The sequence below is a fragment of the Halotia branconii CENA392 genome (assembly GCF_029953635.1).
Classification (GTDB): domain Bacteria; phylum Cyanobacteriota; class Cyanobacteriia; order Cyanobacteriales; family Nostocaceae; genus Halotia; species Halotia branconii.
The window spans coordinates 118,727-140,555 of the sequence record NZ_CP124543.1 but is presented as its reverse complement, the minus strand read 5'-3'; the positions used below and the strand labels follow the sequence as shown (position 1 = coordinate 140,555).

General features: G+C 41.3%; 15 protein-coding genes. 8 read left to right on the top strand and 7 right to left on the bottom strand.

Annotated features, from left to right (window positions below):
- Positions 1 to 95: 95 nt before the first annotated feature.
- Positions 96 to 794 (bottom strand): septal nanopore formation protein FraI, encoded by a 699-nt coding sequence (fraI, locus tag QI031_RS00680; RefSeq protein ID WP_281483325.1) that lies wholly within the window; start codon positions 792 to 794, stop codon positions 96 to 98.
- Between the two features lie 330 nt (positions 795 to 1,124).
- Between fraI and galE the strand changes: the two genes are divergently transcribed.
- Complete coding sequence (galE, locus tag QI031_RS00675) at positions 1,125 to 2,135, top strand: UDP-glucose 4-epimerase GalE (protein WP_281483324.1); 1,011 nt, start codon at positions 1,125 to 1,127, stop codon at positions 2,133 to 2,135.
- 169 nt (positions 2,136 to 2,304) lie between these two features.
- Here the strand turns inward: galE and psbO are convergent, their stop codons facing one another.
- Positions 2,305 to 3,141: a photosystem II manganese-stabilizing polypeptide gene (gene psbO / locus QI031_RS00670; RefSeq protein WP_281483323.1), complete on the bottom strand. Its 837-nt coding sequence runs from the start codon at positions 3,139 to 3,141 to the stop codon at positions 2,305 to 2,307.
- A 238-nt stretch (positions 3,142 to 3,379) separates the two neighbouring features.
- Between psbO and QI031_RS00665 the strand changes: the two genes are divergently transcribed.
- Positions 3,380 to 3,523 (top strand): hypothetical protein, encoded by a 144-nt coding sequence (locus QI031_RS00665; RefSeq protein ID WP_281483322.1) that lies wholly within the window; start codon positions 3,380 to 3,382, stop codon positions 3,521 to 3,523.
- Between the two features lie 74 nt (positions 3,524 to 3,597).
- Positions 3,598 to 3,963 carry a hypothetical protein gene (locus QI031_RS00660; protein WP_281483321.1) on the top strand — a complete coding sequence of 122 codons (366 nt, stop codon included), beginning with the start codon at positions 3,598 to 3,600 and terminating at the stop codon, positions 3,961 to 3,963.
- A gap of 2 nt (positions 3,964 to 3,965) precedes the next feature.
- Here QI031_RS00660 and QI031_RS00655 read toward each other — a convergent pair whose 3' ends face one another.
- Together QI031_RS00655 and QI031_RS00650 are read right to left on the bottom strand one after the other, a co-directional pair.
- Positions 3,966 to 8,924, bottom strand: a complete 4,959-nt coding sequence (locus QI031_RS00655) for a WD40 domain-containing protein (protein ID WP_281483320.1) — start codon at positions 8,922 to 8,924, stop codon at positions 3,966 to 3,968.
- Between the two features lie 203 nt (positions 8,925 to 9,127).
- Complete coding sequence (locus QI031_RS00650) at positions 9,128 to 10,468, bottom strand: P-loop NTPase fold protein (RefSeq protein WP_281483319.1); 1,341 nt, start codon at positions 10,466 to 10,468, stop codon at positions 9,128 to 9,130.
- A 509-nt stretch (positions 10,469 to 10,977) separates the two neighbouring features.
- Here QI031_RS00650 and QI031_RS00645 point away from each other — a divergent pair.
- From QI031_RS00645 to ftsZ, 3 genes are all read left to right on the top strand, one after another.
- On the top strand, positions 10,978 to 11,823 hold the full coding sequence (locus tag QI031_RS00645; RefSeq protein ID WP_281483318.1) for a cell division protein FtsQ/DivIB: 846 nt from the start codon (positions 10,978 to 10,980) through the stop codon (positions 11,821 to 11,823).
- A 918-nt stretch (positions 11,824 to 12,741) separates the two neighbouring features.
- Positions 12,742 to 13,311, top strand: a complete 570-nt coding sequence (locus QI031_RS00640; protein WP_281483317.1) for a hypothetical protein — start codon at positions 12,742 to 12,744, stop codon at positions 13,309 to 13,311.
- Positions 13,312 to 13,357: 46 nt separating this feature from the next.
- Complete coding sequence (gene ftsZ, locus QI031_RS00635; RefSeq protein ID WP_281483316.1) at positions 13,358 to 14,650, top strand: cell division protein FtsZ; 1,293 nt, start codon at positions 13,358 to 13,360, stop codon at positions 14,648 to 14,650.
- A 597-nt stretch (positions 14,651 to 15,247) separates the two neighbouring features.
- Here ftsZ and QI031_RS00630 read toward each other — a convergent pair.
- The 3 genes from QI031_RS00630 to rimO form a co-directional block, all read right to left on the bottom strand.
- Positions 15,248 to 15,382, bottom strand: a complete 135-nt coding sequence (locus tag QI031_RS00630; RefSeq protein ID WP_281483315.1) for a hypothetical protein — start codon at positions 15,380 to 15,382, stop codon at positions 15,248 to 15,250.
- A 450-nt stretch (positions 15,383 to 15,832) separates the two neighbouring features.
- Complete coding sequence (locus tag QI031_RS00625) at positions 15,833 to 17,344, bottom strand: DEAD/DEAH box helicase (RefSeq protein ID WP_281483314.1); 1,512 nt, start codon at positions 17,342 to 17,344, stop codon at positions 15,833 to 15,835.
- Positions 17,345 to 17,412: 68 nt separating this feature from the next.
- Complete coding sequence (rimO, locus tag QI031_RS00620) at positions 17,413 to 18,732, bottom strand: 30S ribosomal protein S12 methylthiotransferase RimO (protein ID WP_281486172.1); 1,320 nt, start codon at positions 18,730 to 18,732, stop codon at positions 17,413 to 17,415.
- A gap of 680 nt (positions 18,733 to 19,412) precedes the next feature.
- Here rimO and btpA point away from each other — a divergent pair.
- Complete coding sequence (btpA, locus tag QI031_RS00615; RefSeq protein WP_281486171.1) at positions 19,413 to 20,261, top strand: photosystem I biogenesis protein BtpA; 849 nt, start codon at positions 19,413 to 19,415, stop codon at positions 20,259 to 20,261.
- Positions 20,262 to 20,540: 279 nt separating this feature from the next.
- The gene (locus tag QI031_RS00610; protein ID WP_281483313.1) at positions 20,541 to 21,521 is read left to right on the top strand and encodes a vitamin K epoxide reductase family protein; all 981 of its coding nucleotides are present in this window, start codon (positions 20,541 to 20,543) and stop codon (positions 21,519 to 21,521) included.
- Positions 21,522 to 21,829: the final 308 nt, after the last annotated feature.

Genomic DNA, 21,829 nt, shown 5'->3' with positions numbered 1-21,829 from the left:
CTAAAAAATCGTGGAATCACCATTAACAATTCTAATAAAAATCTAAATAAGGCCAGCCACTAGGATGTAGCATTGCGGCCTTTTTAAAGTGATTTTTAACCTTGTACCTGATTACCACGCAAGAAAATGTAAACTTGGCTAAGATAACTTTCCCAGACTTGGGTTGTTAATTGCAGGGTTGCTGCATTGGGTACAAAGTCTTCAATCCGCAATCCCCGTGATCTGATATCTTGAGGATTTTGTAATAGATAAGATGGAATTTTTATATCCACCGAGTTGAAAGCTATGGTTGCTTGACTCAAATCTCTAGCAGGCAGCATAGTATCTCCTACTACATCTGAGACATAATTGGCAGTAGTGTCTTGTCTTAATGCTACCAGCGTTTCCACAGGGTAAGCATTAGTTGCTAGGTTGATGTTATCAACTGTTGCTATCGGTGTTCTCACCAAGAAGTAAGCGATCGCTGGTGTACTAGACAATAGTAAAATTGTCAGCGCCCAACCCAGTAAAAATCCTCCTGGAGCATCTATTCCGCCTCCCTTGATTCTCTGAGCAGCAAACATCATTAACAAGATCGAAGCTCCCAAAGGCTTCAAGGGAAACGATATCAATCTCCACAAAGACGCAACAGCTGGTTCATTAGGATTGACAAATGACAGCGCTATGACAATCAACACAATAACTAAGACTAATCGCCCTGCAAAAGTGCCGCTGGGATAAAATCTCTGAAACAAGGAATATACGATAGTGCCAATCAATAGCCACAATAGTACCCGGCTTAGCAGTAGAAACATAGATAAACTCTCAAATTTTCTGGTGCGGTGAGCCAGTGGCGCGGTTTCCTCTGAGAAGAACTGCCACAAGGGTTTTTCGGTATAAAGTAACCAAACAACCCGTAAGGGTCAACCTAGAGGGTTTGGGCAGTGGGTTTATTTTATCGTCAAATTGTAATCGCACTGTTACCTGACTGCAAATACCTCAAGCCTGTAACCAAAGACTACCGTCGTAGTGATTTTAGTGCAATTTTTTCATACTGAGTCTATTATTTTTAATTTTATAGAAGAGTAATGTAGCACCAGTAAACTAAATTAATTTGGTAGCTGTCAATTATAAAGGGAAAATTTATGTCGTCTGTCAAGCCCAGTATTTTAGTCACAGGAGGAGCAGGGTATATTGGCTCTCACACTGTACTTGCTCTTAAACAAGCCGATTATGACGTGATAATACTTGATAATCTTGTTTATGGGCATCGAGACTTAGTAGAAAAGGTTTTACAAGTTGAGCTGGTAGTGGGTGATACAGGCGATCGCGCTTTGCTTGATGACTTATTTACAACCCGTAATATTGCCGCAGTCATGCACTTCTCCGCTTATGCCTACGTAGGAGAATCGGTTATAGACCCAGCGAAATACTACCGTAACAACGTGGTGGGAACCCTGACTCTTCTAGAAGCAATGCTAGCTGCATCTATCAATAAATTTGTCTTTTCTTCTACTTGCGCTACTTATGGAGTACCGGAAATTGTACCTATTCCAGAAAATCATCCCCAAAATCCCATCAATCCTTATGGTGCTACTAAGTTAATGGTGGAACGGATTCTGGCTGATTTTGACGTTGCTTATGGATTAAAATCAGTGCGCTTTCGTTACTTTAACGCCGCTGGTGCTGAACCCAATGGTTTACTAGGCGAAGATCACAATCCAGAAACCCATTTAATTCCTTTGGTGCTGCTAACAGCTTTAGGTAAACGACAATCTATCTCAATTTTTGGTACTGATTATCCCACGCCTGATGGAACTTGTATTCGCGATTATATTCATGTGAGCGACTTGGCAGATGCTCATGTTTTAGGTTTGGAATATTTATTAAAAGGCGGCGACAGTGAAGTTTTTAATTTAGGTAATGGTAGTGGCTTTTCTGTAAGAGAAGTCATTGCAGCTGCCGAACAGGTAACTGGACTACCAATAACTGTCCAAGAGTGCGATCGCCGTCCTGGCGATCCTCCATCTTTAATTGGTAGTGGTGAAAAAGCTAGAAAAGTCTTAAACTGGCAACCCCAGTACCCATCTATCAAAAATATTGTGACTCATGCATGGCAGTGGCATCAACAGCGACATGTAGAAGGAAGGGAATAGGGGCAGAGGGGCATAGGGAAGAAAAGGCAGAGGGGCAGGGGGCGGGGTGCAGAGGAGAATGAAGAAAATACCTTGAATTTGTATCATAATCCTTCTCCCTTGCTCCCTGCTCCCTGCTCCCTTTCCTCCCCTGCTTCCCCTGCTCTCTACTTCCCTGTTCCCTTAAATCTTATACACCAGTTGGTTCAACTCGTGCATAAAATAGACCTCGAATCTTGACTTCTTTGGGTTCGCCAGCACCTAAATCTGTATCCGATGGTTGTTCACTTACAAAAGTCCCAGCAATTTCACCAGTGGAACTATCTATTTTCGCTACTTGCAAAGAAATTTCACCACTGAGAATTTCCGCACGCTTGACGTTAGCGCGAGTAAGTTCTTCATCATCGGCTTGGGCGGGGAGAGCCACGGCATTATCATAGCCGCTGACGACACCACGACCTTTAGGATCTAAGAAAGCAGCACCACGATAGGAAGGAACCTTAAAAGTACCTTCAAAGTCCGTGGAGGTGTTAATACTGGTCAACCCAGGTTGTGTTTGAGCAACCAAGTCTTTGATGGTGAAGAGGAAAGGTACTAATTCACCACCAGGAAGTTTTACAGTTATAGCTTGAAAGTCAAGACCATCAGCTTCTTTAAAGGTCAGGCTATTATCTGAGTTGATTTTCAAGTTGCCTTGCACCTGATCAATGGTAGAAGTGTATCTGGTCAATAATTTGCCAGCTACAAATTCTGCTTTCTGCCGTTTATTAGCAGGTTCTTCTTTGACAAAGAAATTGGTTGGTTCTAAGCAGAGTTCTTTGATGGCGTAGGACTGACTAGAGTCAAGGGGAATGGAACCACGACTAGTTTCTGCTAGTTGAGGGCATTTGTTAGCCAAGCCAGTGCCTCTAATTTGGTCGTAAGAGAGTAAGTCTCTACCACCACTAGAAGAAGGGCCTTCACTACAAGCAGTTATTAGCCCTAGGCATAAAGCCAAGAATGTAACAATTAAAGCGCGATACCTCATGGTCAACCTCAATGTCAAAAATTAATATCTAAAGTGCGTACTTCGAGGAATCCGAAGAATTGGGTTTACTTTGTGCCTGAAAAATGTTATAGACATTTGCGGCATCGCCCAAATCATCGTTTTGTATTATGTATGTGTTGCCATTACATACAACCCAATGCTTTATGGGGAAATCAGCCAGATCATACGATTTTTTTTAACTCAAAATCAAAGCACTCTAGCTTTAAATTCAGAAGTTATGATTGGATCTAGCTTGTGTAGAGGCTGTATTGAGCGTTGTTGCGCTGTTTTACAAGTGAAAGCGATCGCCTGTAAAATTAATCCAAAACAAGATCAATTTCAGGAAACATCATCTTTTCTACTTTCTTTGATTGTGGTCTAAAACTGGTAACAGCGGATGAAAACCGAAAATCTCCGGTAAATTTGAGTAGACCTGATTTACACGGATAGGATAGTGTGAGTAAAAATAATAGTCTGGAATTGGGGAAATTATCTGAGCAACTGCAAATGATCGCCAGCGCAGTGGATGATGTCGCCCAAGTTTATCAAGGGGATGCAATCGCTCTTTTGAGCCTGCTACGGCAATTAGAACAATTACATCGAGACATCCGGGATGGTGTTTTTCAAGAAAGTTTGCCTGATAATCGCCAGAAACTCTACTCGCTCTTAAAAGATATTGAGTCTGAAGGTGGCTGGCCTTATATTGGGCGGATGAGATTGCAAGCTTTTTTAGCAAATTTTCCTCCAGAAGCTACTGAGGAAGACAGCAAGCAAACAAATAGCGATGAAGTTTTAGATAGCGATCGCTCTCATAAATGTTAAATTTAGCGTCTATAATTTACGCCATCACAAAGAAAGCGATCGCCTCCTTCAATATTAGGGTTGTGCTTGAGGTAATCATCTACCCAGTTGCAACCACGAAGAAGTAAGTCATCAAGATGCAGATTCCATAAAATTATGGTGTTATCGTTACTAGCCGATGCCAGGGTTTGACCATCAGGGCTAAAGCTAACACTTAGTACTGGAGCGCGATGCCCATTGAGGGTTTTAATTAATTTACCCTCACGGCTCCAGAGTTTGACTGTACTATCCCAGCTGGCAGCAGCCAGGAATTGACCATTAGGACTAAAAGTAACAGCATTGACGCTATCGCTATATCCCTTTAATAGTGTTTTCAACAAAGTACCATCCCGTCGCCAAAGTCTAACTGTGTTATCCCAACTCGCTGAAGCTAGTAATTGGTCGGTGGGACTGAAACTCACACCTAAAACCCAGCTATCATGGGGCGAAAAAGTTTTTAACAAAGTCCCATCCCGTCGCCAAAGTCTGACTGTTTTATCATCACTAGCTGAAGCTAGCACCTGACCATCAGGACTAAAATTAACGCTATTCACCCAACCTTGATGTCCCATTAAGGTTTTTAGCAAGTGGCCGTCACGACTCCAAAGTTTCACCGTCTGATCTTTACTAGCTGATGCCAACAAATTACCATCAGGGCTAAAGCTGACACTCATTACACTATCGCTGTGTCCTTGGAGAGTCTTCAGCAAAGTACCATCACGGTTCCAAAGTTTGACAGTTTTGTCATAACTTCCTGACGCTAAGATTTTACCTTTGGGATCAAAACTCACACTAGGAACTTTATCTGTATGCCCGACTAAGGTCTTATAAAGTCGGGGTTTAACTCCATCAAGAATCTCGTCTCGTTGCCAGAGTTTCACGGTGCGATCGCGGCTGCTAGAAGCCAACATTTGACCATCGGGACTCCAAGCAACGCTTAAAACTTTATCTTGATGCCCCTGAAGTACAGGTAGTGTGGGAGCATCTAAACTCCACAGTTTGACAGTTTTGTCGTAACTGCCTGATGCCAACAATTTATTATCGGGACTGAAAGCGACAGCAGCAACAGCATCACTGTGTCCTTTGAAGGTTTTGAGTAACGTACCAGTTACGCTCCAAAGATTGATCGTGTTGTCATCACTTCCTGATGCCAATTTTTGACCATCAGAACTGAACTGGAGGCTCCAAACTATACTGGTGTGTTGTTGTAAATTTTTGTAAAGACGAAAATCTAATTTATCTTGCTGCCATAATTTCACAGTTTTGTCTCGACCTGCTGAGGCTAGCAGTTTACCATCAGGACTGAAGGTAACCATAGTTACACCTTCTTCATGACCGTACAAAGTTTTAACCAAGCTACCGTCTGTTCGCCAAATTTTTACTGTTTTGTCGTCACTTGCTGAAGCAATGAATCGACCATCAGGACTGAAGCTTATCCAGTTAACTTCTGCTTGATGTCCAGACAAAGTTTTAACTAAAGTACCGTCTTGTCGCCAGAGTTTAACGGTTTTATCTTTATTGCCAGTAGCTATAAATTTACCATCAGGACTAAAACTGACGCTATAAACCCAATCACCTTGTCCAGCGATGGTTTGGGACGGCTGCGGATTAAATTCTCCTGTAATGGGATTTTTGCGCCAGATTTTTACAGTTTTATCGAGACTGGCGGATGCCAATTTTTGACCATCAGGACTAAAACTGATGCTAGTAACAGCGTCAGTATGACCTTTGAGGGTTTGGAGTAATGTGCCGTCAGGATGCCAGATTTTGATAGTTTGATCTCGACTGGCTGATGCCAATAATTGTCCATCAGGGCTGAAAATTACACCCCAGACAATATCAGAGTGACCCTCCAAGCGGTTTAGTTCCGTTACCCCATAAACTGCTTGTTGCAGGGCTGTCACTACCCGCATTCTGGTTTCCGGTTGGACTCCTTGTGCTTGTTTAAGTTTTTTCCAAGCCCGTAAACCTTCTAACAAAGCATCAAATTCTTTATTAGAAGCAAACAAAGCTTCACTCGATGCCGCGGTTGTACTAATTTTCCAGTTGGTTTCGCTACGTTCTGCTCTAATAGTTTGGCGAATAGCTGCTGTTTTTTGTAAGTCGGCTTGCCACCATAAAGCTGCTATTGTTCCCCCCATCATCGCCAATACTACGCCCGCTATCCGTGCTTCTCGCAGTCGCCGTTGTAAAAGCAAATTCAGATGCTCTTGAGAGAGTTTTTGAGCTACCTCAGCTTTGTTTTTTTCAAATTTTATTTTTTCTAGTTCAGCAACTACACCATAGTTGTTCTTTTGACGAATTGGTTCTACTAAGTAATCATGAACCAATTGATAGCGATCGCCTAACTCTTCTCGTAGCCGTAATACTAATCCTGAACCGACTAAAATTTCTAAAATCAATTCCCAAGCTAATTCAAAATTGGAGGTTTGATCAAGATTTTTATTTAAGGCGATCGCTAAATCACTTTTTGTTTTAAGTGGTCGTGTACCTTTCTCATCAGTTAACTCAAATAATAATTTCCAACTTAGTTCTTCATTTTCTTGACCACAATCTTTAATAACTTCTTCTAGCCAGCGTTCTACTAGTTTTTTCGAGCCACCACAAAGCTTATATTGCTCTAGTGTTGTAATGTTTTCTGCTTGTAGTTGAGCGCCAACTATTTGTAATTCAATCGGATGTACTTCCCCAATCTCTCCTGCTAAATCTTGCACCAACTTTTGAATTAAGTCATCGCTTAATGCATAGTGAGATCGTTGAGTAAAACTTTTGATAATACCTATTGTATCTTCAGTAGAAAACTTTCCTAAATAGTAACGAATATCTTTATCGAGAATATTTTGATTAATTACACTTAAACTATTAGTATTTTTGCTTAAACGCTCAAACTCTAATAAATAATGCAAATAATCTTCTCTTAAAGAGAGAATTATTTTGATAAAAGGAATATTTAAACATTCACTAAAGAAATTATAAAATTTTACTCTTTGAGAATTGTTATTAATAAAGAAAAACTCTTCAAATTGATCAAAAATTATAACTATTGTGTGGTTGCGTTCAGCAGCTAAACGAAGCTTTTCCAAAAGAATAGCAGGAGAAAAATCGATCGCAATGGGGGCTTGTATTTGTGTCAGTACTTGGTTGATATTGCGTCCCAAAGCTGTAACCCAATCGGTGTAACTAGATAAAACAATAGGTAAAGGGATACGTTCACCGATGGCTTTGCCTTTTAAAGCTGGTACCAAGCCAGCCTTAATAATTGAACTTTTACCAACTCCCGATAGCCCATGAATAATCGTCAGTTTATAGTCGGCACGAGTAATTCTTTCAATTAAACGATTTACATCTTGTTGTCGTCCAGAAGCAGCTATTTCCTGAGCAATTCCCTCAGGAATAAATGGTGTTTTTTGCGGTTCGATAACTGGGTTAATTTTGCAGCGTTGTGGCTGTAATTGACTAGCACCAATGAATGCACGAAAGCCGTACTGATGTTCTATTTGAATTTTTTCTTGCTTGAGATTAAAAGCTTCTATGTAATCGCGACGTTCCAAAAAATAAAGCGATCGCAATTCTTCTAAAATCTCTAAATATAATAATGGCTCATACTGTAGCTCACAAACTACCCGCGCCCATTCCAGATTGCTAATAGCTTCATCGCACTCACCTAAATGCCGTTGTGTCCGTGCTAGCAATAAAAGATACCAGCTTTCTTGTTGTCGGGCTGCATCTGTTGCTCGTTCTATAATTGAAAGGGCTGTATTCACCAATTCATGAGCTAATATCCACTTAGATTCAGAAACTGCCACAGCTGCCAAAAAGCCATAATCTTGAGCAACTTGCATTGAGTTACCATAAGTTTTATGCAGTAACAAAGACGTTTGCGCTAATTCTTTTAACTCTTCCCAGGCTTGTAGACGTTGCAGCATTTCACAAGCGGGCAAAATGAATTTGGCAACCAAGTCTTGTCTTTGTTCCTGTTCTAATTTCTCCAGACATTGTTTAAACCAAACGCAAGCATGATGCCAATAATTACTATTAGCACCTTGATGTAAATCTGCCATCCGGCGGTAACATAATCCTAAGTGGAATAATACTATTGCCTGCCAGAGTCGATAGGGAAAACTTTCTCTTTCTTTAAACTCTTCTTTTTCTCTTTTACCTTCTCGCTGACATAAAGCTAGACTTTTTTGATAATGAGCTAAAGCTCCATTAATTTGATCGTTGGCGTATTTGTCTCGCCCTAACACAAATTCTAAACTAGCTTCTAATCCTGGTTCTAATTGGACACTATATAACCGTAACAAATCATTACGGGCTGATTCAATTTCGAGACGATGCTGAGATTTTGGTGCTAAATCAAGGGCAGCATTAGATAAAAACCTAGCAGCACCAGCTTCTAAGACTTTGCCAAAGAGAGATTCTGTCTCTTGCCGTATTAAGGCAATTAAATCTTCTTTGGTCATTTCAAATTTAATAGTGGTTGCAGCCCAACTTTTGAAATCAGGCGCTAATCTAGCTAACAATGATGCCACTTCATCTTGCAGCCACAAAACTATCGGAAAAGAAAAAGTAGCTGCGTAGATATCTCTTGCTTGATTAATGCCACTCAGTAAGTCATCAAGATTGATCACTGATTCTAGACCAAACACCATCAAAGCTGATGGTAAAGAATCTGTAATAACAGCAGGATTATCTAGAAATAATTCTGTGACTATTTTGTTGTGTAAGGCAGTCGTTGAGGGTTGGATAAATATCTCTTTTAAATTGATATCTTTAGTAATTTCATGGACAGTATTGAGCATTTGTTCACGCAATTGCCCATAGTTACATCGAACTAAAATTAGAGAAAACTGACCTTGTGAAAGCTGAATTGATCGCACTAGCCTTTGCAGAGATTGCTGATTAGTTTCGGCGATCGCTGCTGTAAGTTGCAACTGTGTCATAATTATAAAATAATAATAAAAAACTACATACCAAAAATTGACAAGGCATAAATAGCCTTACCAATTATTAATTTTTTGTCGTTACTATGTATGTTACTAACAAACTCAGTAAATGCCATCCAGGCATTTACTAGTCTATTAAATTAGTTTTGAGGATTGCTTAATTCCAAATTTATTAACTTATTAATTAATTTTTGAAATTTTTATTTTACAATTTGTTTTTGCTGCCAAGTTATCACTTTTTCTGTTTCTGCCAATGCTGGGCTAATACCAAACCAACGCCCTTGAGGATCACGGTATTCAAATAAATACATACTTCGTAATAAACTTTGGTAATCAGACTCACCTTTAACGCTCTGTTGCTGCACTACTTCAAACAGTAATTCCCACTGACATTCATCAATAGCTAATAGCAAATCGTCACGGTAATCCTTAATCACAGCTTCTAAACAGTCTCTAGAAAAAGGAGGATCTTGCCGTTGAAGACAACTGTAAAGCAACCCTAGTAAATTACGAATGTGACCGCCACTAACGCGACATAAGCGATTAAGGGTTTCTGGATCATCAAATAACTCTGTAATTAATAACAGCCTTTGATTATAAGAAACTTCTGGAAAAGCTCTTGCTAGCACTAATTGGCGTAGTAGTGACATCCCTGGTTCGTAATCACTACTATCTCTTTGTCGCACTCTGACCATTGGCAGAACTTTCGGTGCAATGCCTCCCCCCAAGCGGTTTTTCAATGTTTCATACTCATTGGAAAAAATCAACGCTAGGGGAATCGTATAAACTAAGTGGCATTTGAGTCGGCGTAACTGTTCACCTCGGTCAATAAAAAGATATTCTGGTTGTGTCCGCCCAGATGCCACAGGGCGCATATCGACTCTATCTAAGTTATCTACGATTACAACCAGTCCTTTTTGACCTTTTAACTTGAGTTGTTCAACAGCCTTGTCTAATACCTCTTCATTAATAGCTTGCAAAATACTATTGGTACGTGGTTCTAGATATTGCCTTAACTGATTTCGTAACTGAGCGCTATCTTTAGTTTTAGCTGTAATTTTGGCAATACCCAAAGACAATTCTGCTTGTCCAGAAAGCTCAATGGGACTTTGCAAAAAATCCCCAATTTCTTTAAACAAATTAATAAAGTAACTTGGTTTTAGTTTGATGCCAATTGCTTCTAAACTGACACTAACTTGACGGGCTACACTCAACAAGATATCACTGACATCAATATCCGCCATATCTAGGTCTTGACTGGACTCAAAATAAACTACATGAAATCCTGCTACTTCCAGTTCTGCTTTGAGGCGTTGTAACTCTGTTGACTTTCCGCAGCCAATATGTCCCGTAAATAACTGACAGGTCGGCTCATCCGGAGAAATACGAGTGATAGTACGTTTTAATTCCTCAACAATCTTACAACCCCGGACATCAGCAAAATCGATGTAATACTGTTGATCCAGCACATTACCCATATTTAACGTGTAGCTAGGATTACATGCTTTGTAAAAGCGTGACAAATTCAGTGTATTGATCATGTAGATGCGTTGTTTGCCTTTTTATATACTTAAAATCCCCATTACTTGTATAGGTACATAATTAGCTTGCAATTGATCATATTGCAGATGACAACGCTCGATGCAAGATTGCCACAAGCAATAGTCAGTACCATAATAGAGATTTAATTGACCCTGATGGGTACAGTATATCCGTCTTTTTTACAGATGCTATTCAGCTTTTGATAATCTTTAAGCTTTTACTTGACTAAAAACTGCTTTATATGCATTAAATTATTTAGTAAAAAAAGCTACTATTTATTACTGTTCTTGATTTGTGTGGCTGCTAATAGAACAGTAATATGTATTAAATCTAGCCCTGTCTTCTTTGGATTCCTGACACCCCAGATGATGAATACTGTAAGGTGTTGTTACTAAAAGTAAAAAAAGTCTTGAGGGTAGCGGCTAACAGATGTTGACAAGGTTTACTGTAGTTAATCAGTTACTCTCAATCTACCGAAGAATAGAACCGCAAGCAAAAAGGGGTTTAAATGGCTGGCATAGTCTCAGTTTCCTATACAGATTTAGCCCAGCGCCGTCAAAAATTACGTCGCCGACGGCAGATGAAAATTCTTCAGGCTATTTGGCGAACCTTAGCCATTAGTGGCCTAGCTGGTGGTTTACTATGGGTGGCAATCCAACCAACATGGATACTCAATACTCCCAAGCAAATTGTGATGAAATCAGGGGATCAAGTGCTTTCACAAGAAGCGATTCAGTCATTTTTGACATTTCCCTATCCTCAGTCTTTATGGCGGATTGAACCGTCTGCGATCGCTGATTCTTTAGAGCAACAACCAACTATTGCCCAAGCAAGCGTCGCTCGTCGGCTGTTTCCTCCTGGATTAATCATTGAAATTCAAGAACGAGTACCTGTGGCGATCGCTCAACAGGCCAAATCATCAAATACTGATACTAACAATGAACAAGCATCTACGGGTTTACTAGACGCAAGTGGTGTTTGGATACCCTTAGAAAAATACAAATTAGTGAATCCCACCATCAAATTGCCGATTCTCAAAGTTATTGGAGCGCCAGCACAATATCGTTCCTACTGGAGTCAGCTTTATCTATCTTTGAGCCAAAGTTCTGTGAAAATCATGGAAATTGATTGCCAAGATCCAACGAATTTAATTTTAAAAACAGAACTAGGAAATGTCTATTTGGGTGCGCCAAGTCCTCAATTACCTGAACAAATCAAGGTACTTGCTCAAATGCGTCATTTATCTAAAAAGCTTAATCTCAATCAAATAGAGTATATTGATCTGAAAAATCCCGAATCCCCATTAGTACGGATGAACCAAAAAACACAGGAAACTGACCACCAAACTCCCTAGAAATATCCAAGATATTGAATTGAGCCAATTCTAGTAAATTAAGAAATTTTATGTTTACTAAATATATTGATTATTTTCACTTTTCTAATAACTCAGAACTGACGTACGGCTTACGACTTTACGTTATTCCGTTCGCTTTTAGCGTTCCCGCAGGGTATACAGCGAAGTAATCGCAAAGGCTCAGTTTTTCATTATGAATGCGTAATTCCTCTTTTGTTGCCTTCGGCAGAGAATAATCTGAAACGCCTATTTTTACGTCTTTTTTCAACAAAAGGATGTAAATGATCAAGCTGGGATGCGATCGCCTACATTTGTGATGATATCTGAGACTCAGGCTAGGAATAATATTTTTCTCTCCTCGTAGTAACAAAAGAGGGATAAGTCCTATAACTTTAAAAAATCAGTGTCAAATTTTAATTAATTTAGATGCAAAGATCCATCATCAGACTTCTTTTGAGATTACAAAGGCCTATAATTGTTACCCTGACATCTGGTCGAGGGGTGCAATATGTTAGACAATCGGATGATGGTGTTTGGTGTGAAAAATGCCTTGTGCCTACCAATCTTTAACCTAACCCAGCTGAGAAATGAGAAAAATGCGTGAGTTTTCCATTGCAGAACACTGGTGTAGACCCTTGGAGGGTGACTTCTTACAAGACGGACAGTTGCTGTTACAACTACCTATTAGTTGATCATACCACCGCAAATGTTCATAAAAAGAAGGTAGTTTTGATGAGATTTATCACTTTCATCAGTCTGACAAGATAGAATCTTATCCTAAATAAGCGTCTATTCAGGCACATCAAATAGCAAATCTATCAGGATGTTATATAACTGATAAGCATAGTCTCCTTGCCTTTGACTTTACAGTTAATTCAATAAAAGGCAAAATTTGTCTCTTAAGTTGCAATCATTTCTATGGTTAAATCTATCAACTATATGGCTAAGGCAGGTGGGATGGGCTATTACAGCGCATTTTTGCAAGACATGCTTTCTAAGCGCAATGTTATTTGTACTGCTATTAGATGTATATTTGATTTACTAGAATCAGCCGATAGTATTAATCATTTGGGGATAAAAAACTTGTATTATCAGTATTTTATTCTTCTAATGGTGAATAAAATATACAAAACTCATGTAATAAGTGTGATTGTTAATTTAAAAAAAACAAACACTGCTAGTTGTCAACGTAATCAACAATCTCAATCATCAACAGAATTATTAGGAGGGTATTGGGTATGTCAAAGGTATGCTGTGCCAAATTGGCAACATAGTAGTGAAAATATTCATATTTTGTGGAAGTTATACAGATCAATTTTTAGTAAATGTATGTATACTTCTCTAGAATTAGCTATGCAGATAACTACTTTCATGGCTTATCCTATAGCAAACTTTCGCACTTTCAATCTTGTTAAGGTTGGAAATAGTGATCTCAATAAAGAACAGTGCCATAGAGGCAGTGTCCAACTATCTATAGTTGACTCTTAGGTGAAGAATACCTGAGTAAAGTCGTTTATCTACCTTTCAAAATCCAATGACACTTGATAATAACCAAGAGCTTACCTATAAAAACTCCCAATCTGTGGGGCAGCCAGGATTTTCACTGGCATCTAACTCGAATAATCCCTTTAATCACTCTGGGCTTAATTTTGGACAAAACAACGATAGTAAAAGGATCACTACAGAAAATAGCAGAATTGGCGAAATTGTTCCAGGTCGAGTTGCCAACATCAAAGTAATCGGTGTAGGTGGTGGTGGTGGAAATGCGGTTAACCGCATGATTGAGTCTGATGTCTCCGGAGTAGAGTTTTGGTCAATTAATACTGATGCTCAAGCTTTAACTTTGGCAGGGGCCCCTAGTCGGTTGCAGATTGGACAAAAGCTAACACGAGGTTTAGGAGCAGGTGGTAATCCTGCCATTGGTCAAAAGGCAGCAGAGGAATCACGAGACGAAATTGCTACGGCTTTAGAAGGTGCTGATCTAGTATTTATCACGGCTGGCATGGGAGGTGGTACTGGAACAGGTGCTGCCGCCATTGTTGCAGAAGTAGCAAAAGAAATGGGCGCTCTTACTGTTGGCGTAGTGACTCGTCCATTTGTTTTTGAAGGTCGTCGTCGCACTAGTCAAGCAGAGCAAGGTGTTGAAGGGCTAAAAAGTAGGGTAGATACATTGATTATCATCCCCAACAACAAGCTGCTGGAAGTGATTCCTGAGCAAACTCCTGTGCAAGAAGCTTTTCGCTATGCAGATGATGTACTACGTCAAGGGGTACAGGGAATTTCAGATATCATTACGATTCCCGGTTTAGTAAACGTTGACTTTGCTGATGTCCGAGCTGTGATGGCCGATGCGGGATCAGCATTGATGGGTATAGGTGTTAGTTCGGGCAAATCAAGAGCTAGAGAAGCAGCAATTGCTGCTATTTCATCACCATTACTTGAGTGTTCTATTGAAGGAGCTAGAGGAGTTGTCTTTAATATTACTGGTGGTAGTGACCTTACCCTACATGAAGTGAATGCTGCCGCAGAAGCAATATATGAAGTAGTTGATCCCAATGCCAATATTATTTTTGGAGCAGTGATTGATGACAGGCTACAAGGTGAGGTAAGAATTACAGTCATTGCCACTGGGTTTACAGGCGAAGTGCAAACAGCGCCACAACAAAACGTCGTTAACGCCAGGGTAACAACCCCGACAAAGCGGCCAACACCAACACCACAGACACCAGCAGTTAATCCCCCAACACCAGTTGCAGAACCCAAAGAAAAGACTGGATTAGATATTCCAGATTTTCTTCGTAATCGGCGTACACCACCACGCAATTAATTGATTTTGGATTTTAAATTTTTAGATGAAATTTGCAGTCTCTTGTTTGGCTGAGTACTGGATAAAGTCTTTTATTTCTAGACTTTTATAGAGAGGGGTAAGCAATCCTGTTGTGATCCCCAATGCAGCCAATGAATTGATAACTAAAATTGTCAATATTACCCAGTTATTAAATAAGATTGGGCAAGAGTCTGTCAACTCATAAAAAATAGCCAAAAATAGTATTTTTTGAAAAAAGATTTAAGTAAGTCGGTGAAATAAAATCAAACTATGTGAATAAAAGTAAATAAGGCTCAAACTCTTTCTCCCGCCGCCTTTGGTTACTGAGCGACTTATAATGAGCGTCCTTCGACTTTGCTCAACAACTGTAGTCGAAGTAAGCCGAAGTGCTGCCCCCTGCTTTATTCTAATAGGAAGCGGCTTTATTCCTACTTTTAGGCAAATTGAAGGCTAATTAGCTTTAGACAAGCTGTTATACCATTTCACGAAATTATTGATACAAATTACTTTTCTTACTCCCCCTGCCTTTGGTCACTGAGTTTCGACACTTCGACAGGCTTAGTGCGGCGCTGCGCGGCAGTTGAGCGTAGCCGAAACTTAACTACCGCGTAGCCGAAGTGCTGCTTCCCCTGCTTCACGGCAGTTGCTCTTGGGGGGAACCACGCCACTTGCTCCACTTGGTGAGGCAGCCCGCAGAAAGTTGTTCCAACAAAGAGGAGCCAGCGCGGTCATGGGGGTTTCCATGCCACTTGCGGGACTCGGGGGGAACCCCCGCAACGCAGTGGCTCCCCAGGAGCGACTGGCGTTGGACTGCCGTTAGCGTAGCGATAGCAAGCTTGCGAGCGTCACCCAAAGGGGAGACCCCAAGACCGCACTGCTTCCCCTGCTTGCCCAAATGTATCAACTTTAAAGTTAAACGATATTATGGGGAGGCACTGCTTTAGGCGAGCAATGCCCAATTTATAGCAAATAGCATGGAAAGCCACTCTAGCCTCTCACTCCATTTAGGAAAACCCCAGACGTTCGCAGACTCGCTCTAAGCGTAGTCCTGCAAAGAAGCAAGCTACGCATAGCCTCTTGTAGAGAAGGCTTTACGCTAATGGCTCCCTTTGTGAAAAGACAGTACTGGCTCACCATTGACTTTTGATTCTTGACTAAGAAGTTGGTTCTCTATTCTGTATGTCAACCGAGTTTTTTGCTATTAGGCGATACAGAAGGTTCACGATGTGTTGTCCGCAGTTTAGGCTTGGGAGTACCTCGTCTTTCTTCTTCACCACCGTTACTGTCTGATTTAGTCCAAGAGGAACGGCTGCGTTCACCAGAAGAATCACGACGTTTATTGAGCTTGGGTTTGGGTACGGGTACGTTGTCTTCTTGGGGATCTACGCCTGATTGCAACCAAGCAGGACGAGTTTCATCGTAAGCGATTTGCAATGCCGCCGCAGCGATCGCATGAGCATCGTATTTTTCAATCAATTCGCTAACTATTGGCAAGAATGAAGCTAGGCGTTCGCCAGTTAAGGCTTCTCCTACTTGTTCTTGCAATTTATTGATGTGTCTGGCTTCAATTTGCGCCCGTGTAGGAATTGATAGCAATTGCCAACTTTGGCGATTATGGCGCTCAAATGCCTGTTGTTTGCGTCGCTCAAAAGGCTGAACTAAAGAAATAGCCGTTCCTTCTTTACCAGCTCGACCAGTACGACCAATCCGATGGACATAGGTTTCTACGCTATCAGGTAAGTCGTAGTTGATCACATGGGATAATTGATCGACATCTAACCCCCGTGCGGCAATATCTGTGGCTACCACCCAGCGCACTTGACGATTGCGGAATCTACCTAATAAGCGTTCTCGTGCTTGTTGCGACAAGTCACCGTGATATTCGTCAACACTATGACCAGCAGCTTGTAATTGATTGGTGAGTTCTGCGGCTGTGCGTCTGGTACGCACAAAGATTAAAGCTGTTTCTGGATCTTCCATTTCCAGAATCGGCTGTAAAGCTTTGGCTTTTGTCCAGTGACGGGGGATGAGATAAGCTACTTGATTGATTTTGTTGGGAGCAGCTTTTGGTTGTTCGACGGTGACTATCGCAGGCGATCGCAAAAATTTGTTCACCAACATGCGAATCGATGGCGGCATGGTGGCTGAGAACAAAGCTGTTTGGCGATCTGTAGGTGCTTGAGAAAGAATCTTAATCACATCATCGATAAAACCCATGCTCAACATTTCATCGGCTTCATCTAAGACAAACCATTTCACTTGATCGAGCTTGAGACAGCCCCGGTCTAGTAAATCTATCATCCGTCCTGGAGTACCCACAACCATGTGAACGCCACGTTTGAGTTGTGACATTTGGCGGTCAATCGATTGTCCACCATAAATTGCTAGCACTCGCAATCCATCGTTACCCATGAACTGAGCAACGGCATCGTGAACTTGAATTGCTAACTCACGAGTTGGGGTCAAGACCAACGCTTGTACTGCTCTTTGGTTAACATCTAACCGTTCTAAAATTGGCAGGGTAAATGCTGCTGTTTTACCTGTTCCTGTTTGGGATTGACCGACTACATCTCGACCTGCTAACAATTGGGGAATAGCTTGGGCTTGAATATTAGTAGGTGCGGTAAAGCCGATTGTTTCTAATAACTCTACACGTTCTTGTGAAATGCCTAATTCTGGAAACGAAAGATTCATCAAATCTCCTAGGTTTAGTTTTTATTTTTAGATGAGTCATTAGTCATCTAAATTTGACAAATGACAATTTAGTTATTGACAACTTGACCGTATAGGTCATATATATCAGCGCCGTGGATCGCTACTGGCACGATGGTTCCTAACTTCGCCTGACCTTCGATATAAATTTGACCATCGACTTCTGGGGAAAATCTACCTGAACGACCAATTAATTTCCCACTTTCAGGATTTTCTTGCTCTATCAGGACATCAACAATCTTGCCTATTTCCTGCTGATTTTTTCTTTGCGAAATTGGCTGCTGGAGTTCCATAACTCTGTGCCGACGCTGCTCCATCACTTGTTGTGGCAACTGATTAGGTAGCTTATAGGCAGGGGTTTCCTGTTCTGGTGAAAAGGTGAAAACACCAACATGGTCAAATTCATGCCGCTGCACAAACTCTAGTAGATGCTCAAAATGCTCTTGAGTTTCTCCGGGGAAACCAACTATAAATGTTGTCCGCAATACTGCCGTTGGTAGCGCTGTTTTGATGCGATCAATAATCTCATTGTTCACACGTCCTTGCCAAGGACGGTTCATATTGCGGAGAATCTCTGGATGAGAATGTTGCAGAGGCAAATCCAGGTAAGGTAAGACGTTAGGTGTTTCTTTGAACGCTGTAATCACATCCAAAGTTAATCCGGTGGGATAAGCATAATGTACTCGAATCCAAGGTACATCCACCTTTGCCAAGGCGCGAAGCAGTTCGGCTAACTTTGGCTTACCGTAAATATCCAAACCGTAATTAGTTGTGATTTGGGAAATGAGAATAATCTCTTGTACCCCTTGGGAGGCTAGCTGCTTGGCTTCGGCAACTATAGATTCAATAGTACGCGATCGCTGGTTTCCTCGTAGATAAGGAATAATACAAAATGCACAACGATAATCACATCCTTCAGCAATTCGCAAGTAGGCAACACCCTCTGTTGTGGTGCGGTAGCGCGGTGTCGTTTCATCAGCAATGTAAGTTGGTTCTACACTAACTTGTTTGACCCGTTCTCCCTGTTGTACTCGCTCAATTACATTGACAATTTTGTGATAATCACCTGTTCCCACCACAGCAACTGCTTCCGGCAACTCTTCCAATAATTGTTCCTGGAAGTGCTGGGCCATACAGCCAGTGATGACAATTTTTTTATCTGCCTCTGCCAACTCTACCAAAGTTCTGACAGATTCTTCTCTTGCCGCTTCAATAAAACTACATGTATTGACAATAACGTAATCTGCTAACTCTTCATTTGTATCTACATCGTAACCTGCTTCTACAAGCAGCCCTAAGATGTGTTCTGTATCAATTCGGTTTTTTTCGCAGCCCAAGTGGGAAATTGCAATTGTTGGCTTTTCACCCATATTTTGAAAATATTTTCCGGTTTTTTCGTAGTCAAACACAAAACGCGATGATTTTGCCCTTGATAATTAGTACCCTTATAATTACAGCGCTCACAACTCATCTAGAAATATTCCACTTATAGCTACTGCTTGTGGACTTATGACCTTGATGATTTGAGGTCATGGTATGATATTTCTGTTAATTAGTCTGTTTCCCAGGTAAAATAGAGTGCCTTTGGGTACATTCGACACTTTTAATGTTTTTTAACAAATTGCTTACTGGTATTTTGCATTACCACAAGCGTACGCGTTGTTAATTTACCCGTCGGGAAGCCGCCCAAAGGGCTTGTTGTGAGAAGTCGCTACCCTCAGGGAAATCGCACTTGCGACTACGCCTAATAAAGCAGTAATGCTACCCTGGAGCTTCTGGCTTAGTCTACGACAATGCGCAAACGAAATGCCTAAACTATGGGAAACTGCCTTGCGTCTTGTGAGTGGCAAACTCCTCTTGTTGTAGCCAAGTTTTATCTTAACATATCTTATGGGAGGTTTTACGCCAAATTCCATCTTCGGAGAGAGGCAGTAAGACAACCAGTGTAAAACACATTTGACTAATTTAGTTAAAAGTCAAGAGTCAATAGCCAAAAAATTTTAGACTCTGGACTGGTGGACTATTGACTCCGCGAAGCGGATTTAAAGACGTGGACTTACATCAGATATTTAAAACTCGAACACCGATTATTGGCGTAGTTCACCTACTCCCACTACCCACCTCACCCCGTTGGGGAGGTACTTTAAAAGCGGTAATTGACCGCGCCGAACAAGAAGCAGCAGCCTTAGCAAGTGGTGGGGTTAATGGCATTATTGTGGAGAATTTTTTCGATGCTCCGTTTACTAAAAACCAAGTAGATCCAGCAGTTGTCAGCGCGATGACTGTTGTGGTGCAAAGAATACAAAATTTGGTAACGTTGCCCGTAGGCTTAAATGTTTTGCGGAACGATGCTAAAAGTGCAATAGCGATCGCTAGTTGTGTACAAGCACAATTTATCCGCGTCAATGTTCTAACAGGAGTAATGGCAACCGATCAGGGATTAATTGAGGGAGAAGCCCATCAATTATTGCGTTATCGGCGCGAACTGGGTTGTAATGTCAAAATTATGGCTGATGTGTTGGTCAAGCACGCCCGTCCTTTGAGTTCCCCAAATTTGACAGTTGCTGTGAAAGATACGATTGAAAGGGGTTTGGCAGACGCGGTGATTTTATCTGGCTGGTCTACAGGTAGTCCTCCTGACCTAGAAGATTTAGAGCTAGCTTGCGGCGCAGCAAACGGCACTCCAGTATTTATTGGTAGTGGAGCCGACTGGGAAAATATTGCTACACTAATGCAGGCAGCAGATGGTGTCATTGTGTCTAGTTCCCTAAAACGCCAAGGTCGAATTGAGCAACCAATTGACCCAATTCGCGTCAGCCAATTTGTGGAAGCAGCACATCGCACTTGGAACTCCAAAAGTGAAAGCAAATCAGCAGAACAAGTGAAGTTACATTCTTAGAGGTTAGGGACTAGGAACTAGGAAAAAAGGCAGGGGAGCAGGGAGCAGGGAGCAGGGAGAAATAGATAATTCCTCTTCATCCCCCTTGCACCCCGCACCCCGAAGTTGCTCCACTTGGGGAGACACGCCAGTTCCTTCAAGTCGGGAAACCCGCCCAACGGACTGGCTCCCCAAGACCGCACTTCTCTTCTGCCCCAATTCCTCTTAATTGCCCCATGCCCCATACTTCGGCTACGCTCAGTACAAGTACCCCATGCCCAATTTCCCAATTAGCAGTTTATGATTCGCCGCCGTTCTACTCCTTGGATTCATAAATGGTCGCGTCCATTGATTGCCGCGATCGCCGGCTTTGGTGCGCTCACAACTGGATATCTCACAATAGAAAAGATAACAGGAGGTAGCGCCGCTTGTGTAGCACAAGCTGGTGTCAAGGGCTGTAATGATGTACTTTCCAGTCCTTGGGCAACAGTTTTGGGTCAGCCTTTAGCCCTATTCGGGTTTTTGGCATACACCAGCATGGTGATATTTGCCCTAGCACCCTTGGTGTTGAAATCAGGACAAAACAATAGCAGTAAACAATTAGAAAACTGGACGTGGTGGCTGCTGTTGGTGGGGGCGATCGCCATGTCAGTTTTCAGTGGCTACTTAATGTACTTGCTGGCATTTCAAATTAAGGCTATTTGTCTTTACTGTATTGGTTCGGCTTTGTTCTCCCTGAGTCTTTTAGTATTGACGATTATCGGCCGTACTTGGGAGGATGTTGGACAAATCTTTTTTACCGCTATTATTGTGGGGATGGTAACGCTAATTGGTACTTTAGGTGTCTATGCTGGTGTCAATCAAACAGGTGGTACAGCTGGAACTTCTGGACAACCAGAGAAAATTACCTTTGTTCCTCAAGCACAACCTAACCCAGAATTTGGTTGGGAAGTCACCACAACTTCTGGTGAGGCAGAAATTGCCCTAGCCCGCCATTTAGTGAAGATAGGCGCTAAGGAATACAGTGCTTACTGGTGTCCTCACTGCCACGAACAGAAATTGCTTTTCGGCAAAGAAGCTGAACAGATCATCGACAATATTAAGGTGGAATGCGCTGCTGATAGCCCAAAAGGTAAACCTGAATTATGTAAAGCAGCAAAAGTAGAAGGTTTCCCTACTTGGATTATTAATGGCAAAAGCTACAGTGGGGTACAAAACTTAGAGGAACTGGCAAAAGTTTCTGGTTATACGGGTTCTAGTAATTTCAAATACTTTAAGTAACTTCATTAAGCAAGTCTTTTTGAGAAAACTTAGGCTTTCAAACTCCATAGTCAACTGGTTAAATGCAGCTATTTTTTTCCAGTTGACTTTTTTTGATGAAATACTCTTAGTCTAGTACCCAATTACAAATTTTTAATTTGCTTAGGACTATAATCTAACGTGCGCCTCCCTTGAAGACTTACGTTAATCTACAAGTACCACAGAAGTAAAATACATATTTGAGTACAATTACTTACATTTTTTGTACTTAAATGCATTTAGATAGCATCCGAGAGAGTTAGTAATGGAAATTAGACAGACACTGAAAA

What these genes read in the sequence shown, in the direction of transcription:
- QI031_RS00630 (WP_281483315.1), bottom strand. Translation starts at nt 15,382, where the DNA reads ATGACCGCGCTGGCTCCTCTTTGTTGGAACAACTTTCTGCGGGCTGCC.
- rimO (WP_281486172.1), bottom strand. Translation starts at nt 18,732, where the DNA reads ATGGGTGAAAAGCCAACAATTGCAATTTCCCACTTGGGCTGCGAAAAA.
- fraI (WP_281483325.1), bottom strand. Translation starts at nt 794, where the DNA reads ATGTTTCTACTGCTAAGCCGGGTACTATTGTGGCTATTGATTGGCACT.
- QI031_RS00650 (WP_281483319.1), bottom strand. Translation starts at nt 10,468, where the DNA reads ATGATCAATACACTGAATTTGTCACGCTTTTACAAAGCATGTAATCCT.
- galE (WP_281483324.1), top strand. Translation starts at nt 1,125, where the DNA reads ATGTCGTCTGTCAAGCCCAGTATTTTAGTCACAGGAGGAGCAGGGTAT.
- QI031_RS00640 (WP_281483317.1), top strand. Translation starts at nt 12,742, where the DNA reads ATGGTTAAATCTATCAACTATATGGCTAAGGCAGGTGGGATGGGCTAT.
- QI031_RS00655 (WP_281483320.1), bottom strand. Translation starts at nt 8,924, where the DNA reads ATGACACAGTTGCAACTTACAGCAGCGATCGCCGAAACTAATCAGCAA.
- QI031_RS00665 (WP_281483322.1), top strand. Translation starts at nt 3,380, where the DNA reads ATGATTGGATCTAGCTTGTGTAGAGGCTGTATTGAGCGTTGTTGCGCT.
- QI031_RS00610 (WP_281483313.1), top strand. Translation starts at nt 20,541, where the DNA reads ATGATTCGCCGCCGTTCTACTCCTTGGATTCATAAATGGTCGCGTCCA.
- psbO (WP_281483323.1), bottom strand. Translation starts at nt 3,141, where the DNA reads ATGAGGTATCGCGCTTTAATTGTTACATTCTTGGCTTTATGCCTAGGG.
- QI031_RS00625 (WP_281483314.1), bottom strand. Translation starts at nt 17,344, where the DNA reads ATGAATCTTTCGTTTCCAGAATTAGGCATTTCACAAGAACGTGTAGAG.
- ftsZ (WP_281483316.1), top strand. Translation starts at nt 13,358, where the DNA reads ATGACACTTGATAATAACCAAGAGCTTACCTATAAAAACTCCCAATCT.
- QI031_RS00645 (WP_281483318.1), top strand. Translation starts at nt 10,978, where the DNA reads ATGGCTGGCATAGTCTCAGTTTCCTATACAGATTTAGCCCAGCGCCGT.